We start from the raw sequence: 16,861 nt of genomic DNA, 5'->3' as shown, positions 1-16,861 counted from the left end.
CCCAAGGTATTGCTGCGATGCGCAATGCCTGAAAAAAGCGATAAAAACCATGTCCGACGAGATTTACGAGCGGGTGCTGTCCAACCCGAAGTTCGCCGCGATGACGGCGAGCCGCGCACGCTTCAGCTGGCGGCTGGCGCTGATCGTCCTGGCGGTCTACTACGCCTTCGTGTTCGCCTCGGCGCTGGCGCCCGACCTGATGGCGCGCCCGCTGGCCGAAGGCATGACCTTTCCGGTCGGGCTGGCCGCCGGCATCGTCATCACCGTCTTCTGCTCGCTGATGACCGGTGTCTATGTGCTGCGCGCAAACAGCCGCTACGACGCGATGAACCGCGACCTGCTGAACGAGGTGGGCCGATGAGCGCCGCGCGTCGTCTCGCTGCCCCGATCGCCGTTGCCTCCGCCGCGCTGTTGCCGGCGCTGGCGGCCGGACCCGCTGCCGCCGCCGCCATCGATGGCGCGGTGGAGCGCCAGCCGGTCAACGTGACGGCCATCGCCATGTTCCTGCTGTTCGTCGCCGGCACGCTGGGCATCACCTACTGGGCGTCCAAGCGCACCCGCTCGGCGTCGGACTTCTACACTGCGGGCGGTGGCATCAGCGGCTTCCAGAACGGGCTGGCCATCGCGGGCGACTACATGTCGGCGGCGGCCTTCCTCGGCCTGTCGGGCATGGTCTTCGCCAAGGGCTTCGACGGCGTGATCTACACCATCGGTTTCCTGGTCGGCTGGCCGCTGATGCTGTTCCTGATCGCCGAGCGGCTGCGCAACCTGGGCCGCTTCACCTTCGCCGACGTGGCCTCCTATCGGCTGGGCCAGACGCCGATCCGCTCGCTGGCGGCGGTCGGATCGCTGACCGTGGTCTGCTTCTACCTGATCGCGCAGATGGTCGGGGCGGGCAAGCTGATCCAGCTCCTGTTCGGCCTGGACTACACCTACGCCGTCGTGATGGTCGGCGTGTTGATGATCCTGTACGTGACCTTCGGCGGCATGCTGGCGACCACCTGGGTGCAGATCATCAAGGCGGTGATGCTGCTCGGCGGCTGCACCGTGCTGGTCGGGCTGGCGCTGGCGCAGTTCGGCTTCAACCCGGAGCGGCTGCTCCAGCAAGCGGTCGCCGCCCACGCCGCGAACGCCGCCATCCTGCGCCCCAGCGCCGCCATGGCCGATCCGATCGCCGCGGTGTCGCTCAGCCTCGCGCTGATGTGCGGCCCGGCGGGGCTGCCGCACATCCTGATGCGCTTCTTCACCGTTCCGGACGCCAAGGAGGCGCGCAAGTCGGTCGTCTACGCCACCGGCTTCATCGGCTACTTCTTCATCCTGACGGTGACCATCGGTTTCCTCGCCATCGTGATCGTCGGCACCAACCCGGCCTATCTGGACGCGGCGGGCAAGATCCTGGGCGGCGGCAACATGGCGGCCATCCACCTGTCCAAAGCCATCGGCGGCAACATCTTCCTGGGCTTCATCTCGGCGGTCGCCTTCGCCACCATCCTGGCGGTGGTCGCGGGCCTGACGCTGGCCGGCGCGTCGGCGGTCAGCCACGACCTCTACGCCCGCGTCATCAAGAAGGGCAACGCCACCGAGGCGTCGGAGATGCGCGTGTCGCGCCTCGCCACGCTGGCGCTGGGCGTCATCGCCATCACGCTGGGCCTGCTGTTCGAGAACCAGAACATCGCCTTCATGGTCGGTCTGGCCTTCGGCTTGGCGGCGTCGGTCAACTTCCCGGTGCTGATCCTGTCGATCTTCTGGAAGGGGCTGACCACGCGCGGCGCTTTCATCGGCGGCTTCGCCGGTCTGGTGAGCTGCGTCGCCTTCGTGGTGCTGGGGCCGACCGTGTGGGTCAGCGTCTTCAAGTTCCCGGCGCCGATCTTCCCCTACGAGCATCCGGCGCTGTTCTCGATGGTCATCGCCTTCGCGTCGACCTGGGTCTTCTCGGTCACCGACCGCAGCGCACGGGCGGCGGCTGAGGCGAAGGCCTACGAGTACCAATACATCCGGTCGGAAACCGGCCTGGGGGCGGCCGGCGCGGTTTCGCACTGACCGCGTGACCGGAAGAGCGGCCCCTCTCCGTCCCGGAACGGGGAGGGGCCGTGCTTTCCTCAGCGGCGCTGCGCCGACTGGGAATAGACGTAGGAGTCGAAGCTGTTCTCGGCGACGCGGAACCACAGCCGCTCCTCGTCGCGGAAGGGCTTCCACGCCTCGTAGACCTTCTTGAAGCGCGGATTCTTCGCCGACAGCTCGTCGTACAGCTCGTTGGCGATCTTCTCGCAGGCCATCATGACCTCGCGCGGGAAGGCGCGGAGCTGGGCGCCGCCGGCGACCAGACGCTTCAGCGCCGCGGCGTTGACGGCGTCGTACTTGGCGATCATCCAGGTGTTGGCCTCCCAGCAGGCCTGCTCCAGGATGGTCTTGTAGGACTCGGGAAGCTGCTCCCAGGCGGTGATGTTGATCATCAGCGGGATCTGGGCGGAGCCTTCCCACCAGCCCGGCGAATAGTAGTATTTGGCGACCTTGTGGAAGCCCAGCTTCTCGTCGTCGTAGGGGCCGACGAACTCCGCCGCGTCGATGGTGCCGCGCTCCAACGCCGGGTAGATGTCGCCGCCGCCGATCTGCTGCGGGACGAGGCCCAGCTTGCCCATGATCTGCCCGGCCAGCCCGCCGACCCGCATCTTGAGGCCGCTGAGATCCTCCACCGTCTTGATTTCCTTGCGGAACCAGCCGCCCATCTGGGCCGTCGTGTTGCCGGCGGGGATGTTGTGGATGTTGTGCTCCCGGAACAGCTCCCGCATCAGCTCCAGCCCGCCGCCGTGCATCATCCAGGAGATGTGCTGGCGCGTGTTCAGGCCGAAGGGCATGGCGGTGTCGAAGCAGAAGGTCGGGTCCTTGCCGATGTAGAAATAGGCGGCGGACTGGCCGCACTCGATCGTGCCGTTCTGCACCGCGTCCAGCACCTGGAGCGCCGGCACGATCTCGCCCGCCGCGAAGGTGCGGATCTGGAACTTGTTATCCGTCGCGGCGGCGACCCGGCGGGCGATCAGCTCCGCCCCGCCGAAGATGGTGTCGAGGCTCTTGGGGTAGCTCGACGCCATGCGCCACTTGATCTCGGGCTGGCTCTGCGCGATGGCCGGTGCGGCGACGACGGTGCTGGCGGCCAGACCGACCCCGGCGCTGGCGAGGAAGGAACGACGTTTCATGGCGGGGAGAACTCCCTTCCCATTCATTATGTTTATACCGCCGGTCTTAGCGGAAAACATCGGGGCGGGCCAGGGGTGCCGGCTGCGGAGCTGGGCTTCGCTTTGGGCATTGCCGGGATGGTGTTTGCGGTCCATCATCCGCCGGTCGCACAATAAAGAACCCGAACCGCGAAGAGGAAACGCACGGGCATGGATGCACAGGATCTGCGCGCGCTCCAGGCGCCGCTGAAGGACAAGTACAAGGACGCCCCGGAGTCGGCGGTGGTGACGCTGAAGGCCCACGGGGCGCTGGACGATTCCGGCATCGCCTGCAAGGTCGAGACGGGCCGCGCGCTGGTGGAGGCCGGCCTGCATCCGGCGACCGGCGGGCCGGGCACGCAGGCCTGTTCCGGCGACATGCTTCTGGAGGCGCTGGTGGCCTGCGCGGGCGTGACGCTGAAGGCGGTCGCCACGGCGCTGGAGTTCAAGCTGCGCGGCGGCACCGTGTCGGCGGAAGGCGACCTGGATTTCCGCGGCACGCTGGGCGTGGCGAAGGACGCGCCGGTCGGCTTCCGCGCCATCCGCCTGCGCTTCGAGCTGGACACCGACGAGCCGCCGGAGCGCATCGCCTCTCTGACCAAGCTGACCGAGCGCTATTGCGTCGTCTACCAGACGCTGGCCAACCCGCCGCCGATGGCGCTGTCCATCGAGACGGGACAGGGATGACGGTTCTCCCGAATGGGGCGGTTCCGAAGGGCCGCCCTTACCGGCCTTGGGCGATTAGGGCGTCAAGATTTGACAGTGGGTCAATCGATCACGGCGTTGCCGGTTGCCCAAGCCCTGAACTGCGCCGCCGATTCCGAAGAGGTCGGCAATGACCCCATAGCTTTCTGAGAAACGCGATATTCAATGATAACTCCGTCAACGTTGTGCAGGCTCTTGCCGACGAGGATCACTTTGTGCAAGCGGACAAGCAGTCGTCCGTCCTCCTTCCACTCCAAGTCAACGGACTTGTCCGAGCGGGCGTAACCCTTGAAAACCGTCACTCGCTTGCCGGTTCCGGGCGTAGTGATCTCGATATCAGTCCCGTCATCAGAGTTGATCGCGAGTGGGCCGCTCACGCAGACGCCTGTACTGACTACTGCTTTGCGCAGCCCGGTGGGTGACGTGACGACCAATTCATCGTCAAAGTATCGCTGCAAGCAGTCATCGTCTCTAAGAACGTCGACTAATGCCGGAAGCGTTCCAATCGCCCCGATTGTTGAGACTATCAGCAGGTAAGGCGCAAGCAGAACGTTGGTGATAACCCGCAGCCATCGAGGAAGTCTTTTTTTGTATGAATAAATTATCATCGCAGGGGCTGAAAGTATGAACAGAATTGCTGCGACGGCAATCATTTGGATTATAGGTGAGTTTGTATACATGGTTATCCTATGTGCCTTCATGACAGATGAAGGGCTACCAGGAAAACAAAGGGGGGTAGCTGAAGTGGAATTTCCCCGTTCATACCTGAACTGTCGCAGACACAGCAAGAAAGGGCGTCGGCGCCCATCATCCCCCACTAGGCTTGCGGAGAGCGTATGCGCCGATGTCTCTTATGGGAGCGGCGATGCTCAGTCGTTGAGGAAGGGGTTGTAGAGGCGCTCCTCCCCGATGGTCGAGGTCGGGCCGTGGCCGGGGATGAAGGTCACGTCGTCGCCCAGCGGGAACAGCTTGCTGCGGATCGACTCGATCAGGTCTCCGTGGTTGCCCTTGGGGAAGTCGGTGCGACCGATGGAGCCCTGGAACAGCACGTCGCCGACGATGGCGATTTTGCTCGGCTTGTGCACGAAGACCACGTGGCCCGGCGTGTGGCCCGGACAGTGGTGGACGTCCAGAGTCAGGTTGCCGACCGTCACCGTGTCGCCTTCCTCCAGCCAGCGGTCCGGCGTGAAGGAGCGGACCGGCGGGAAGCCGAACATCTGGCTCTGCATCGGCATGCCGTCGATCCAGAACTGGTCCTCGCGGTGCGGCCCCTCGATGGGCAGTTTCAGCTCGTCGGCGAGGTCGGCGACGGCGCCGGCGTGGTCGATGTGGCCGTGGGTGACCAGGATCTTCTCCAAAGTCACGCCCTTCGACTGGGCGGCGCGCAGGATGCGCGGCAGATCGCCGCCAGGATCGACGGCGGCGCCCTTCATCGTCTCCGGACACCAGAGCACCGTGCAGTTCTGCTGGAACGGAGTGACGGGAACGATGATGGTCTGCATGCCGCGTCCTTCGCCGGTCAATGATCAATGGTCAGAGGTCGATTCGTGCACGACCTTACGCGCCGGCGTTTTCCAGGGCAAGAACCGGTACCAATTCCTGGGCAACACGGCTATATGGAGTGCACTTTATCTTTATCCCATTCCGCCGCGGGGGGCGGTGCCGGACCGAATGCTGTCGCAAAAAGCCAAATATGCCCTGCGTGCGCTGATCATGCTGGCCGAACGGACGGATGACGAACTCGTCCTGATCGCCGAAATCGCCGAGCGGGAGAACATTCCGCGCAAGTTCCTGGAAGCCATTCTGGTGGAACTGCGCAAGCATGGCCTGCTGTTCGCCAAGCGCGGCAAGAGCGGCGGCTACCGCCTGGCGCGCCCGGCGGAGGAGATTTCCTTCGGCGAGGTGATCCGGCTGATCGACGGGCATCTGGCGCCGATCCCCTGCGCCAGCAAGAATTCCTTCCGTCCCTGCGAGGACTGCATCGACCCGCCGACCTGTTCGGTGCGCTGGCTGATGGTCCAGGTGCGCGACGCCACCGCGCAGGTGCTCGACAACCAGACCCTGTCCGACGCCCTGCGCCACCGTCAGGCGACCGGCGGCCTGCCCGTCAACTTCGACATCTGATCGACGGCCGCTGATCCGGGCCTACAAAATTAAGGCACCAGATCCACGGCGATGAACACGCGGTCCAGCGCGCGGTTCGTCGCCTCGCGCAGGATTCCGGCTTCCAGAAGTTCGTCGACCAGCAACTGGGCGCCGCGGAAGGTGCTGCCCAGCCGTTTCTGCACCCGCCGCACGGTCAGGGCGGGCTCCTCGAACAGAAGGTCCAGCAGGTCCGGGGTTCGGGAGTTGCGGCGCTTGGCCCCCACCCGCTGCTGCCAGCCCTGCGCCTTGCGGTCCAGGGACAGGGCGCGCTCCCGTTCCCGCCGCGCCGTCTCCGCCACCGTGTCGGCCAGCCACAGCCGCCATCCCTCCTCCCGCCCGCGGGCGGCGAGGCCGGCGGTCGTGCGGTCGGCGTGCAGGGAGATGGACATCGGCAGCCAGACGTTCGGAACGCGGCAGCAGCGCGCCACCGCCAGCGCTCCCATCAGCCGGGCCGAGGGCACCGCCCAGCCGGGAATGCGCAGATCGGGCGCCGGGCGGAGCAGTTCGGCCAGCATCCCCACGCCGCCGAGCAGCGCCGGCGAATCGCCGGCATGGTCCAGCCGCTTGAGCAGGGTGGCCGCCTCCGCCTCCCGGTCCGCGGAGAAGGCCAGCCGTCCGGGATCGCGTCCCGACACCTCCGCCTGAAGGCAGCGCCACAGCGCCTCCGCCCAGCCCAGAGTCCAGGCCGGGGGCGCGTCGTCCGTGACGGGCGCGGCGTCGCCATCCTCGTCGTCGGGTGGGAAGGAAAAGCGGTCGTCCGGCCCGGCCTCCAGTTCCGCCACGGCGCGCCAGGCGTCGGCGGCGGCCCCGCCGGACGGCAGGGGCGTGCGGGCGTTTCCCACATGGCGGGCGGGGGCGGCGATGACGCCTTGCGTGAACAGGGCGCCCTGCCACAGCGCGCGGATCGATTGGGCGGCTCCCCGCCCGGCGGTGGGAACGAGGTCGGTGCCGATGGTCGCCACCAGGAAATCCGCCGGGTCCACCGCCACACCGTCGAGCCGCGCCGCCGCGCAGGACTCCCGGCGGGCCGCGTCAGCCCACAGCCGCCGCCGGCGGGCGGGGTCCTGGACCGCCTCCGCCAACCGGCCGAGCGCGCGTTCGGCCTCCAGAAGGGCGGTCAGCAGTGCGGGGGAAGGGGGCTGGACTGGTTCGGACATGGCCGTTCGGGACAGGAGGCGGAAAGGGCGCGCATGATAGCGATCCGACGCATCACTTCCAGCCCGATCCAACGCATCTCATTTCACAAGTTTATGTGAAATTGTCTCTCAGCTATGTGGAGAATGACAAAAAACAGCTTTGCGGCTTTCCCGGAATCATGCAAACTCTAGGAGGCAAATGGATATTGCATATACATTATAAAGAATGTGAATACGGCCCAGTCGATCCGGTGCAATGGCCGGCTTTGTAGACAACGGTGCGTGGCCTCCAGGGCCGGTGCCCCAATGAACCATACCGAGGGAGTGTGCCATGTCGTTTCGTGATCGGCTCTCCGCGCTCCGCGCGAACCGGCTCTCCGTAGGCCGGCTGTCCGCAATGGCCGCGGGTGTCGCCCTCGCCATGCTGACCATCGCGCCTGCCAAGGCGCAGACCACGCTGCTGAACGTCTCCTACGACCCCACCCGTGAATTCTATGTGGAGTTCAACAAGGCGTTCGCCAAGAAATGGCAGGCGGAAAACGGCCAGACGGTGACCGTCAAGCAGTCGCACGGCGGGTCGGGCAAGCAGGCGCGCTCGGTCATCGACGGGCTCGACGCCGACGTGGTGACGCTGGCTCTGGCCTACGACATCGACGCCATCGCCGACTCCGGCGCCCTGCCGAAGACGTGGCAGACGCGCCTGCCCAACAACAGCTCCCCCTACACCTCGACCATCGTCTTCCTGGTCCGTAAGGGCAACCCGAAGCAGATCAAGGATTGGGACGACCTGCTGAAGCCGGGCGTGCAGGTCATCACCCCGAACCCGAAGACCTCGGGCGGGGCGCGCTGGAACTATCTGGCCGCCTGGGCCTATTCGCTGGAGAAGAACGGCAACGACGAGGCCAAGGCCAAGCAGTTCGTCGGCGACCTGTTCCGGAACGTGCCGGTGCTGGACAGCGGCGCCCGCGGCTCCACCGTCACCTTCACGCAGCGGCAGCTCGGCGACGTTCTGCTGGCCTGGGAGAACGAGGCCTTCCTGTCGCTCCAGGAGTTCGGCGCCGACAAGTTCGACATCGTCGTGCCGTCGCTGTCGATCCTGGCGGAGCCGCCGGTCACGGTCGTCGACTCGGTGGTCGACCGCAAGGGAACGCGCAAGGTGGCGGAAGCCTACCTGAACTTCCTCTATACCCCCGAAGCGCAGGAGATCGCGGCGAAGAACTTCTACCGCCCGCGCCTGCCGGAGGTCGCTGCGCGGTATGCGGATCGCTTCCCGAATGTTAAGCTTGTGACCATCGACGGTTCCTTCGGGGGCTGGCGTACGGCCCAGGAGAAGCACTTCGCGGATGGCGGCGTCTTCGACCAGATCTATCAGAAGGGCCGCTGACCCGTGGTCGCGGCAACCACCAGCGACGCCGTGCTTCCCAATGCGGGGGGCACGGTGTTGAGCGTCCTTCGAAAGCCCAGCGTCCTGCCCGGCTTCGGGCTGACCCTGGGCTTCACGCTGACCTATTTGTGTTTGATCGTCCTGCTGCCGCTGGCCGCGCTGGCGCTGAAGGCGGCGGGGCTGGGCTGGTCCGGCTTTTGGGACGCGGTGCTGACGCCGCGCGTCCTGGCCGCCTTCAAGGTCAGTTTCGGGCTGTCGCTGGCCGCCGCCGCGGTCAACGCCGTCTTCGGCTTCATCGTCGCCTGGGTGCTGGTGCGCTACCGCTTCCCCGGCGACCGGATCGTCGACGCGCTGGTGGACCTGCCCTTCGCCCTGCCCACCGCGGTGGCGGGCATCGCGCTCAGCGCGCTCTACGCGCCCAACGGCTGGATCGGCTCCCTGCTGATGGAGTGGTTCGGGCTGAGGGTGGCCTTCACGCCGCTGGGCATCGCCATCGCCCTGACCTTTATCGGCTTGCCTTTCGTGGTCCGCACCGTGCAGCCCATCCTCCAGGACCTGCCGCCGGAGGAGGAGGAGGCCGCCGCGGCGCTGGGCGCCACGCGCTGGCAGTCGTTCCGGCGGGTGGTGTTCCCGGCGCTCCTGCCGGCCCTGCTCACCGGATTCGCGCTGGCCTTCGCCCGCGGGGTGGGGGAATACGGCTCGGTGATCTTCATCGCCGGCAACATCCCCGGCCTGTCGGAAATCATTCCGCTGCTGATCGTCATCAAGCTGGAGCAGTACGACTATGCCGGCGCCGCCGCGGTCGGCGTGCTGATGCTGATGGCGTCCTTCGTGTTGCTGCTCGCCCTGAACCTGCTGCAAGCCTGGATGAGGTCGCGCCATGCTCGCTAAGAAAGCCGTCGGGTTCACCCCGGCGCTGGCCGACAGCCGGTGGGTGAAGGGGCTCCTGATCGCCACGGCGCTGGCCTTCCTGCTGCTGTTCCTGGTCCTGCCGCTGGTCTCGGTCTTCGTCGAGGCGCTGCGCCGCGGCACGGACGCCTACTGGGCGGCGCTGGTGGAGCCGGACGCGGTGGCGGCGATCAAGCTGACGCTGATCGTCGCGGCCATCGCCGTGCCGATGAACCTCCTCTTCGGCGTGGCGGCGTCCTGGTGCATCGCCAAGTTCGACTTCCGCGGCAAGGACGTGCTGATCACCCTGATCGACCTGCCGTTTTCGGTGTCGCCGGTGATCTCCGGCCTGATCTACGTGCTGCTGTTCGGGCTGCACGGGCTGATGGGGCCGTTCCTGAAGTCGCAGGGCATCCAGATCATCTTCGCGGTGCCGGGGCTGGTGCTCGCCACCGTCTTCGTCACCTTCCCCTTCGTCGCCCGCGAGCTGATCCCGCTGATGCAGGAGCAGGGCAACGAGGAGGAGGAGGCGGCGCTGGTGCTGGGCGCGTCCGGCTGGCAGACCTTCTGGCGCGTCACCCTGCCCAACATCAAATGGGGCCTGCTGTACGGCGTCCTGCTGTGCAACGCCCGCGCGATGGGCGAATTCGGCGCGGTGTCGGTGGTGTCGGGCCACATCCGGGGCGAAACCAACACGATGCCCCTGCATGTCGAGATCCTCTACAACGAATACAATTTGGTCGCTGCCTTCGCGGTGGCCTCGGTGCTGGCCATGCTCGCCCTCGTCACGCTGGTCGTGAAGACGGTGCTGGAATGGCGCTTCGGGGCTGAGCTGGCGGCCACCCGGCATTGAGGCGACGCACGTCATGGCGATCCAGGTTTCCGGCATCACCAAGCAATTCGGCAGTTTCCGCGCGCTCGATGCGGTGGACCTCGAAGTCCGCTCGGGAGAGCTTCTGGCCCTGCTCGGCCCGTCGGGCTCGGGCAAGACGACCCTGCTGCGCATCATGGCGGGGCTGGAGTTCGCCGATTCCGGCAGCCTCCTGCTCAACGGGGAGGAGGCGCTGAGTATGACCCCGCGGGAGCGGCAGGTCGGCTTCGTCTTCCAGCATTACGCGCTGTTCCGCCACATGACCGTCTTCGACAATGTGGCCTTCGGGATGAGGGTGCGGCCGCGCGGCCAGCGCCCGGCCTCCGGCGAGATCAAGCGGCGCGTCATGGAGCTTCTGGAGCTGGTCCAGCTTGCCCATTTCGCCGACCGCTACCCGGCGCAGCTCTCCGGCGGTCAGCGGCAGCGCGTGGCGCTGGCCCGCGCGTTGGCCATCGAGCCGAAGGTCCTGCTGCTCGACGAACCGTTCGGCGCGTTGGACGCCAAGGTGCGCAAGGAACTGCGGCGCTGGCTGCGCAAGCTGCACGAGGACATCCACATCACTTCCGTTTTCGTCACCCACGACCAGGAGGAGGCGCTGGAACTGGCCGATCGCGTGGTGGTGATGAGCCAGGGCCGGATCGAGCAGGTGGGCAGCCCGGCGGAGGTCTACGACCGTCCGGCCTCGGCCTTCGTCTACGAATTCCTAGGGCAGGTGAACCGCTTCGACTGCGTGGTGGCGGACGGGGTGGCGCGGACGGCCAACGGGGCGCTGTCGATTCCCGCCGACGGCACGGTCCGCGGCCCGGCCATCGCCTATGTGCGCCCGCACGACCTGGGTCTCAGCCCCAGCGCCGGCGGGCCGGGTCGCGTGTCCGGCATCCATGTGGTGGGGCCGGACGCGCGGATCGAGATCGACCTCGCCGGCCTGCCGCTGGAGGCCGAGATGGACCGCGAGCGCCTGTCCGCCCTGGGCCTGCGCCCCGGCGACCAGTGCGCCGTCCACATCGCCCGCGCCCGCGTCTTTCCGCAGCCGTGACGGCAGCCTGACGAAGCCCGGCCTATCCTCGAAAAGGGGCGGGGAGCGCTCCCGCCCTCATGCCAATGGAGTCCCGGCGGGCCATGGGGCCTGCCCCGTCGGGGCCATGGACTAAGTCCAACGCCGAATCGTAACGCCATTGCCTTCTGGCGATGCGGACGGTGAATGTGTTGAGCGTTCCGCATTGCACCCAATGCAGGAGGCTCCGGTGGACCATTCAGGACTGTCGCAGGCCCCCGGCCCTGGCGCCGCCGCCCTGCGGACGGATGCCGGGGCTTGGTCGCCGCCGCTGACGCTCGTGCTGCCGGTGATCCTGGCGCTGCTTATGCTGCCGCTCATCCTGGTGGAGATGCCGCCGCTGCTCGACTACCCGAACCATCTGGCGCGGGTGGACGTGCTGCTGCATGTCCGGTCCGACCCCTTCCTGGCCGACCATTACACCGCCTCCCTGACGCCGGTCCCGAACCTGCTGATGGAGGCGGTGATGCTGCCGCTCGCCAGCGTGCTGCCTCTGTATGTCGCCGGGCGCGTCTACATGGCGTTGGCCGGGCTGCTCACCCTGTTCGGGGCGATGCTGCTGAATCGGACGTTGTTCGGACGGTGGAGCCTGTGGCCGCTGTGCGGCGCGCTGTTCATCCACAACGCCACGCTGATCGGCGGTTTCATGAGCTTCTCGCTCGGCCTCGGCTTCCTGCTGGTCGGTCTGTCGCTGTGGATCGCGCTGGCGGGGCGGCGCTGGCAGGTGCCGGTGGGGATGGGCTGCGCCCTGTTCCTCTATTTCGCCCACGCCATCGTGCTCGGCTCCTTCCTGCTCTGCCTGTTCGCGGTGGAGGCGGTGAAGTATGTGGGGCAGGGGCGCAAGCCGCTGACGCTCGCCAATCTCGGGCGCGACGTTCTGCGCTTCGCCGCGCTGCTCGCCCTTCCCGTGGCGCTGTTCGCCGGCACGGTGGGAACGCACCTCCTCCAATCCGACGCGGCGGCGGTGGGCGCGCGCGACAGCACGCCGGTCCTGCTGCTGAAGGAGGTTTACTGGCGGCTGAAGAAGCTGACCGAGTTGAAGCAGTGGCGCTATCGGCTGCACGACATGCTGGCCCCGGTCCTGAACTACAACACGCTGCTCGACGTGGCGACCCTATTGCTGATCCTGGGCGGCATGGTGGCGGCGCGTCTGGCCGGCTGGCTGCGCGCCGCGCCGGCGATGATGCTGGCGGTGGGGCTGTTCGTGCTGGCCTTCTTCGTCGTGCCGGACCCCTTCTTCGGCACCTACTTCGTGTCGATCCGCTTTTGGATTCTGGCGGCCTTCCTGCTGGTGGCCGGCAGCGACATCCGCTTTCCCAGCGCCCGCGCCGCGGCGGCCTTCGCCGCCGGGCTGCTCGCGCTGCTGACGGTGCGGACCGGCGTGCTGACGCTCAACTGGCTGGCCTACGAGGACGACGTGGCCGACCTGCGCCGCGCCATGGAGCGGATCGAGCCCGGACGGTCCGTCCTGATCGCCTGGGCGGGGCAGGAGGCCGGCTGCTGCAACACGCGGGAGTTTCTGCTCACCCAGCCGCCCTGGCGGCACGCGCTGGTCGCCTTGCCCAGCCTGATCCATTTGCCGTCGCTGATCACCGTGGAGCGGCGTGCCTTCGTCCCGACCCTGTTCAGCCACCCGGGCAAGCAGCCGCTGACCGTGACCCAGCCCTACCGTGACCGCTGCATGGCGATCTACGAGGGGGTGCCGGTGGACGTCCGCCTGCTCTCCCGCCCCGAAGAGGCGACCCTGCGCGACCATGTCGAGCCCTGCCCGCATTACGTCGGCTGGCGGGACAAGTACGATTACGTGCTGGTGATGTTCTCCAACGTCTTCCACGCGGCCGGGCTGAAACCGCCGCCGGGCGCGGAGGAGGTTTACCGCGGCACCGTGTTCGACCTGTGGCGGGTGGAGCGCTGACGCAACCGCTCAGTCTTTCTGGTCGGCGGGCTCGCTGAGCGCGTCGTAGCCGCGGTCGCGGACGCTCTTCAGGCTCTGGTCGATGGTCTCGGCGTCCACCCCGGCGGTGCGCAGCACGAGGCTGGCCAGTTGCAGGCTGGCCTCCAGCGTCTCGGGCACCACGGCGCTGGCTCCGGCCTTTTTCAGCCGCGCGCCGCGGTCCAGATCGTGGGCGCGGGCGGCGATGGCCAGGCGCGGGGCGGCCCGGCGGATGGCCTCCACGGCGCGCTCCGCCATGTCCGGGCGGTTGACGGTGATGACGGCGGCCCGCGCCCTCTCGATTCCGGCGGCGCGCAGCACGCCGATCTGGCTGGAATCGCCGTAATAGACCGGCAGCCCCTCGGCCCGCGCCGCCGCCACCCGCTGCGGATCGAGGTCCAGCGCGACGTAGGGAATGTCGTGGGTGCGCAGCAGCCGGGCGACGGCGCGCCCGACCCGGCCATAGCCGGCGATCAGCACATGGCCGGTGATGTCGCTGGTCTCCACGCCGAAGGCCTCGGCGCCGTAGCGGGCCTCGACCTTTTGGGCCAGTCGCTGGGCGATGGCGCCGACCAGAGGGGTGACCGCCATGCTGAGCGCCACGCAGGAGGACAGCAGCAACCCCGTCTCGCCCTCCAGCACCGCCAGCCGCGTCGCCTTGCCGATCAGCACGAAGGCGAACTCGCCGCCCTGCGACAGCAGCAGACCGATGCGCAGCGAAGTCGCCAGCCCGAGGCCCGACAGGCGGCAGAGCAGGAACAGCAGGATGCTCTTCCCGACCAGAAGCGCCGCGGTCACCATCAGGATGTCGTCGGCGCGCTGGAACATGGCGGGCAGGTCCAGCGTCATTCCCACCGTCATGAAGAACAGGCCGAGCAGCAGGCCGCGGAACGGCTCGATGTCCGCCTCGACCTGATGGCGGTAGGCGGTGTCGGCCATCAGCATGCCGGCCAGGAAGGCGCCCAGCGCCATCGACATGCCGGCCTCCGCCGTCAGCCAGGCGACCGCCAGGACGACCAGCAGGTTGGTCGCCGTGAAGACCTCCGGGCTCTTGGCCGAGGCCACGAAGTGATAGACCGGGCGCACCACGAAGCGGCCCAGCAGCATGATGGCGCCGATCGCCGCGACCGCCTTGACCCCGGCCAGGGCGAGCGCCCAGGGAATGCTGGTGCTGCCGCCGGCCAGCAGCGGCAGCAGGGTCAGCAGCGGCACGACGGCCAGATCCTGGAAGATCAGCACGGCGACCGACACGCGCCCGAACCGCGCCACCGTCTCCCCGCGCTCGACCAGCAGCTTCAGCACCGTGGCGGTGGACGAGAAGGCCAGCATGCCGCCGATCACCAGCGCCGCCGCCACGTCCTCGCCCAGCGCGTAGGCAACCGCGGCGATGGCGGCGCTGGTCAGCACGACCTGCATCAGCCCCAGCCCGAAGATGTAGCGCCGCATCGCCCGCAGGCGCGACAGCGGCAGCTCCAGCCCGATGGCGAAGAGGAGGAAGACCACCCCGAATTCGGACAGGACCTGCGGAAGCTCCATGTCCACCACCGGCCCCGGCGTGTGCGGACCCAGCAGCGCCCCGCCGACCAGATAGCCGAGCACCGCCGGGATGCGCAGCGCCTGGAACAAGGGGACGAACACCACCGCCGCCAGCAGGAGGAACAGGACGTCGAAAAGCAGTTTGGGATCGTGCATGGCCGCGCGCTGGCTGGGTCGGGCCGGATGCCGGCCGTCCGGGACGGCGTCTGTATGCGGTGCAAACATGACCACCGCAAGCGCAGCGGGTGTGCGAAAGATCGGAATGCGCAAAAAAAGTCCCGCGCCGGGTAGAAAAGATCGCGCTGTGGCGGCGATGCCGCGGCGTCAGGCGGCGCGGGCGGCCAGCAACTCGTCCACGGTGGTGACCAACTCGCTGTTGTCGAAGGGTTTGTACAGCATGCGATCGGCGCCGTGCATGGCCGACAGGTTCAGCGAAAAGGCCGCCGGGAAGTCGTCCGTGCCGCCGGACATGGCGATGATGTCCGGGACCTGAGGGGCGTCGCGGGCGCGCAGGCGGCGGATCAGCTCGATTCCGTCCAGGCCGGGCATCATCATGTCGACGATGGCGATGTCGAAGGGCTCGCGCTCCAGCTTGGACAGGCCGGACAGGCCGTCATGGGCCTCCTCCACATGGTGGCCCTGCGTCTCCAGCGTCATGCGCAGCAGCGCCGTCAAGGCCGGAACGTCGTCGATCACCAGAATTCGGGCCATGGCCTCCGTCGCTCCCAATGCGATGGCGTGAAATGCGGATGCTGCGGACGGTTCAGTCCGCCGCGGCGCCGTTGCGGTCGGCAGGGCCGGAGGTCCCCAGCGCGCCGCTGTCGCGCTCCCCGCTCTCGGTGCGGCGGGACAGCAGCGTGCGCAACAGCTCGTCCAGCCCCGCGGCCAGGGCGCCGTGCTGGGCCGGCGCCAAACCGTCGATGGCGGCAACCAGCTCGTTCAGCGGATCGTTGGCGAGCATGGTCCGCCCCCGCGCCGTCAGGGTCAACCGGATGGAGCGGCGGTCGGTCTCGCTGGGGTGCCGTTCCAGCAGATTCTTTTTCAGGAGGGCGGCGATGGTCTGGCTCGCCGTGCCCTTGGTCGTTCCGTGATGGCGGGCGAAGGCAACGACGTTGCGGGCGCTGGCGTTCGCCTGGGCGAAGTAACGCAGCGCCGCCCACTGGGCCGGGTTCAGCCCATCCGTAAAGGCGAGGCTGGCGGTCGTCCGCAGAACCTGCGCCATGACCTCGGCGGTCGCGCGCGCGCTTGGGCGCATGCCGGCTTCCTCTGTGCCTGCGGTTTTGGTCTAAAACCATAAGGGCGCGGCCTGGGAACTGTCCAGCCGCCGCGCTCTTTTGTCATCCCCGGCTCGGAAGCGAATTTGTCGCCGAACGAGTCTTTTTGCTGGATCGGCGGCGGGCGCTGCCCTATACAGCGCCTCCCTCGCCGGACGCGGTCCGGAGGGGGCGCCCCGAAAGAACTGGAGGGGTGGAGGTCAGGGCGCTGGCCGAGCCGTTTTCCGCCCCGGGCGGCCTAGGCGGTTCGGGGCATACGAAACAAAGGGCTTGACGCCCTCTGCCGTAAGCGCTAGATTGATCCTCCGCTGGCACGAACGATCGTTTGTGCTTCTCCGGCCTTCAAAAACCCGATGACGACCACGGCCAGTTCGCCGGACGTCGTGTTTTGCGGTTCGCCGGGCGATGGATCTTTGACATTGTTGATCGTGAAAATCGAGAAGGGATGCGCAGGCGGCGGTTTTGGCCGTTGGCCGCGGACCGGTTCCGGAAGGGACTGGCATCGCGGGTCGCTTGAGCATCTCGGTCAAGCAGTAAGAGACGAACAGTTTCGAAGGCTTGGGTGAGGTCGCTMTGAGCGGCCCTGTCAAGAGAGCGTCTGGTCCTTATGGATCGGKGCTCGGCTTGAACCTGAGAGTTTGATCCTGGCTCAGAACGAACGCTGGCGGCATGCCTAACACATGCAAGTCGAACGAAGGCTTCGGCCTTAGTGGCGCACGGGTG

The 16,861-nt window shown here is 67.5% G+C and carries 16 protein-coding genes and 1 rRNA gene; 10 read left to right on the top strand and 7 right to left on the bottom strand.

Annotation, left to right across the window (positions count from 1 at the left end; all coding sequences use genetic code 11):
• Window positions 1-49 precede the first annotated feature (49 nt).
• Window positions 50-361: a DUF485 domain-containing protein gene (locus tag AC1DVI_RS28515; protein WP_014198129.1), complete on the top strand. Its 312-nt coding sequence runs from the start codon at window positions 50-52 to the stop codon at window positions 359-361.
• Complete coding sequence (locus tag AC1DVI_RS28510) at window positions 358-2,040, top strand: cation acetate symporter (protein WP_476960837.1); 1,683 nt, start codon at window positions 358-360, stop codon at window positions 2,038-2,040. Before AC1DVI_RS28515 ends, AC1DVI_RS28510 begins: the two co-directional genes overlap by 4 nt.
• A gap of 59 nt (window positions 2,041-2,099) precedes the next feature.
• Here AC1DVI_RS28510 and AC1DVI_RS28505 read toward each other — a convergent pair whose 3' ends face one another.
• Window positions 2,100-3,194 (bottom strand): TRAP transporter substrate-binding protein, encoded by a 1,095-nt coding sequence (locus tag AC1DVI_RS28505; protein WP_454017198.1) that lies wholly within the window; start codon window positions 3,192-3,194, stop codon window positions 2,100-2,102.
• Window positions 3,195-3,383: 189 nt separating this feature from the next.
• On the opposite strand from AC1DVI_RS28505, the gene AC1DVI_RS28500 reads away from it, so the two are divergent.
• Window positions 3,384-3,899 carry an OsmC family protein gene (locus AC1DVI_RS28500; RefSeq protein WP_476960836.1) on the top strand — a complete coding sequence of 172 codons (516 nt, stop codon included), beginning with the start codon at window positions 3,384-3,386 and terminating at the stop codon, window positions 3,897-3,899.
• A gap of 80 nt (window positions 3,900-3,979) precedes the next feature.
• On the opposite strand, the gene AC1DVI_RS28495 is transcribed toward AC1DVI_RS28500, so the two are convergent.
• Window positions 3,980-4,570 (bottom strand): hypothetical protein, encoded by a 591-nt coding sequence (locus AC1DVI_RS28495; protein ID WP_476960835.1) that lies wholly within the window; start codon window positions 4,568-4,570, stop codon window positions 3,980-3,982.
• Between the two features lie 216 nt (window positions 4,571-4,786).
• Window positions 4,787-5,419 carry an MBL fold metallo-hydrolase gene (locus tag AC1DVI_RS28490; protein WP_040134577.1) on the bottom strand — a complete coding sequence of 211 codons (633 nt, stop codon included), beginning with the start codon at window positions 5,417-5,419 and terminating at the stop codon, window positions 4,787-4,789.
• Window positions 5,420-5,588: 169 nt separating this feature from the next.
• On the opposite strand from AC1DVI_RS28490, the gene AC1DVI_RS28485 reads away from it, so the two are divergent.
• A complete protein-coding gene (locus AC1DVI_RS28485) occupies window positions 5,589-6,041 on the top strand; it encodes an RrF2 family transcriptional regulator (protein ID WP_014198135.1) in 453 nt (150 codons plus the stop codon).
• Window positions 6,042-6,070: 29 nt separating this feature from the next.
• Here AC1DVI_RS28485 and AC1DVI_RS28480 read toward each other — a convergent pair whose 3' ends face one another.
• Window positions 6,071-7,219, bottom strand: a complete 1,149-nt coding sequence (locus tag AC1DVI_RS28480) for a hypothetical protein (protein WP_476960834.1) — start codon at window positions 7,217-7,219, stop codon at window positions 6,071-6,073.
• Window positions 7,220-7,529: 310 nt separating this feature from the next.
• On the opposite strand from AC1DVI_RS28480, the gene AC1DVI_RS28475 reads away from it, so the two are divergent.
• The 5 genes from AC1DVI_RS28475 (at window position 7,530) to AC1DVI_RS28455 (ending at window position 13,310) form a co-directional block, all read left to right on the top strand.
• Window positions 7,530-8,582 carry a sulfate ABC transporter substrate-binding protein gene (locus AC1DVI_RS28475; protein WP_476960833.1) on the top strand — a complete coding sequence of 351 codons (1,053 nt, stop codon included), beginning with the start codon at window positions 7,530-7,532 and terminating at the stop codon, window positions 8,580-8,582.
• Window positions 8,583-8,585: 3 nt separating this feature from the next.
• Complete coding sequence (cysT, locus tag AC1DVI_RS28470) at window positions 8,586-9,473, top strand: sulfate ABC transporter permease subunit CysT (protein WP_149168280.1); 888 nt, start codon at window positions 8,586-8,588, stop codon at window positions 9,471-9,473.
• Complete coding sequence (cysW, locus tag AC1DVI_RS28465; RefSeq protein ID WP_145628891.1) at window positions 9,463-10,323, top strand: sulfate ABC transporter permease subunit CysW; 861 nt, start codon at window positions 9,463-9,465, stop codon at window positions 10,321-10,323. Before cysT ends, cysW begins: the two co-directional genes overlap by 11 nt.
• A gap of 13 nt (window positions 10,324-10,336) precedes the next feature.
• Window positions 10,337-11,377, top strand: coding sequence for a sulfate/molybdate ABC transporter ATP-binding protein (locus tag AC1DVI_RS28460; RefSeq protein ID WP_476960832.1), 1,041 nt, complete (start codon window positions 10,337-10,339; stop codon window positions 11,375-11,377).
• Between the two features lie 208 nt (window positions 11,378-11,585).
• On the top strand, window positions 11,586-13,310 hold the full coding sequence (locus AC1DVI_RS28455) for a hypothetical protein (protein ID WP_476960831.1): 1,725 nt from the start codon (window positions 11,586-11,588) through the stop codon (window positions 13,308-13,310).
• 9 nt (window positions 13,311-13,319) lie between these two features.
• Here the strand turns inward: AC1DVI_RS28455 and AC1DVI_RS28450 are convergent, their stop codons facing one another.
• From AC1DVI_RS28450 to AC1DVI_RS28440, 3 genes are all read right to left on the bottom strand, one after another.
• Window positions 13,320-15,020 (bottom strand): monovalent cation:proton antiporter-2 (CPA2) family protein, encoded by a 1,701-nt coding sequence (locus AC1DVI_RS28450; protein WP_476960830.1) that lies wholly within the window; start codon window positions 15,018-15,020, stop codon window positions 13,320-13,322.
• A 168-nt stretch (window positions 15,021-15,188) separates the two neighbouring features.
• Entirely contained in the window at window positions 15,189-15,575 is a 387-nt protein-coding gene (locus AC1DVI_RS28445) for a response regulator transcription factor (RefSeq protein ID WP_476960829.1), read from the bottom strand.
• Window positions 15,576-15,627: 52 nt separating this feature from the next.
• Window positions 15,628-16,119 (bottom strand): MarR family winged helix-turn-helix transcriptional regulator, encoded by a 492-nt coding sequence (locus AC1DVI_RS28440; protein WP_476960828.1) that lies wholly within the window; start codon window positions 16,117-16,119, stop codon window positions 15,628-15,630.
• 645 nt (window positions 16,120-16,764) lie between these two features.
• Between AC1DVI_RS28440 and AC1DVI_RS28435 the strand changes: the two genes are divergently transcribed.
• Window positions 16,765-16,861 (top strand): 16S ribosomal RNA (locus AC1DVI_RS28435); the annotation flags it as partial.

The sequence above is a fragment of the Azospirillum sp. P4_B5 genome (assembly GCF_056402275.1).
The sequence above is the reverse complement of the archived record's forward strand: the minus strand, read 5'-3'. Positions and strand labels throughout refer to the sequence as shown.

Excerpts from the sequence above, each read along its gene's own strand:
- AC1DVI_RS28515 (WP_014198129.1), top strand. The coding sequence starts at position 50 with ATGTCCGACGAGATTTACGAGCGGGTGCTGTCCAACCCGAAGTTCGCC.
- AC1DVI_RS28510 (WP_476960837.1), top strand. The coding sequence starts at position 358 with ATGAGCGCCGCGCGTCGTCTCGCTGCCCCGATCGCCGTTGCCTCCGCC.
- AC1DVI_RS28505 (WP_454017198.1), bottom strand. The coding sequence starts at position 3,194 with ATGAAACGTCGTTCCTTCCTCGCCAGCGCCGGGGTCGGTCTGGCCGCC.
- AC1DVI_RS28500 (WP_476960836.1), top strand. The coding sequence starts at position 3,384 with ATGGATGCACAGGATCTGCGCGCGCTCCAGGCGCCGCTGAAGGACAAG.
- AC1DVI_RS28495 (WP_476960835.1), bottom strand. The coding sequence starts at position 4,570 with ATGATTGCCGTCGCAGCAATTCTGTTCATACTTTCAGCCCCTGCGATG.
- AC1DVI_RS28490 (WP_040134577.1), bottom strand. The coding sequence starts at position 5,419 with ATGCAGACCATCATCGTTCCCGTCACTCCGTTCCAGCAGAACTGCACG.
- AC1DVI_RS28485 (WP_014198135.1), top strand. The coding sequence starts at position 5,589 with ATGCTGTCGCAAAAAGCCAAATATGCCCTGCGTGCGCTGATCATGCTG.
- AC1DVI_RS28480 (WP_476960834.1), bottom strand. The coding sequence starts at position 7,219 with ATGTCCGAACCAGTCCAGCCCCCTTCCCCCGCACTGCTGACCGCCCTT.
- AC1DVI_RS28475 (WP_476960833.1), top strand. The coding sequence starts at position 7,530 with ATGTCGTTTCGTGATCGGCTCTCCGCGCTCCGCGCGAACCGGCTCTCC.
- cysW (WP_145628891.1), top strand. The coding sequence starts at position 9,463 with ATGCTCGCTAAGAAAGCCGTCGGGTTCACCCCGGCGCTGGCCGACAGC.
- AC1DVI_RS28460 (WP_476960832.1), top strand. The coding sequence starts at position 10,337 with ATGGCGATCCAGGTTTCCGGCATCACCAAGCAATTCGGCAGTTTCCGC.
- AC1DVI_RS28450 (WP_476960830.1), bottom strand. The coding sequence starts at position 15,020 with ATGCACGATCCCAAACTGCTTTTCGACGTCCTGTTCCTCCTGCTGGCG.
- AC1DVI_RS28445 (WP_476960829.1), bottom strand. The coding sequence starts at position 15,575 with ATGGCCCGAATTCTGGTGATCGACGACGTTCCGGCCTTGACGGCGCTG.
- AC1DVI_RS28440 (WP_476960828.1), bottom strand. The coding sequence starts at position 16,119 with ATGCGCCCAAGCGCGCGCGCGACCGCCGAGGTCATGGCGCAGGTTCTG.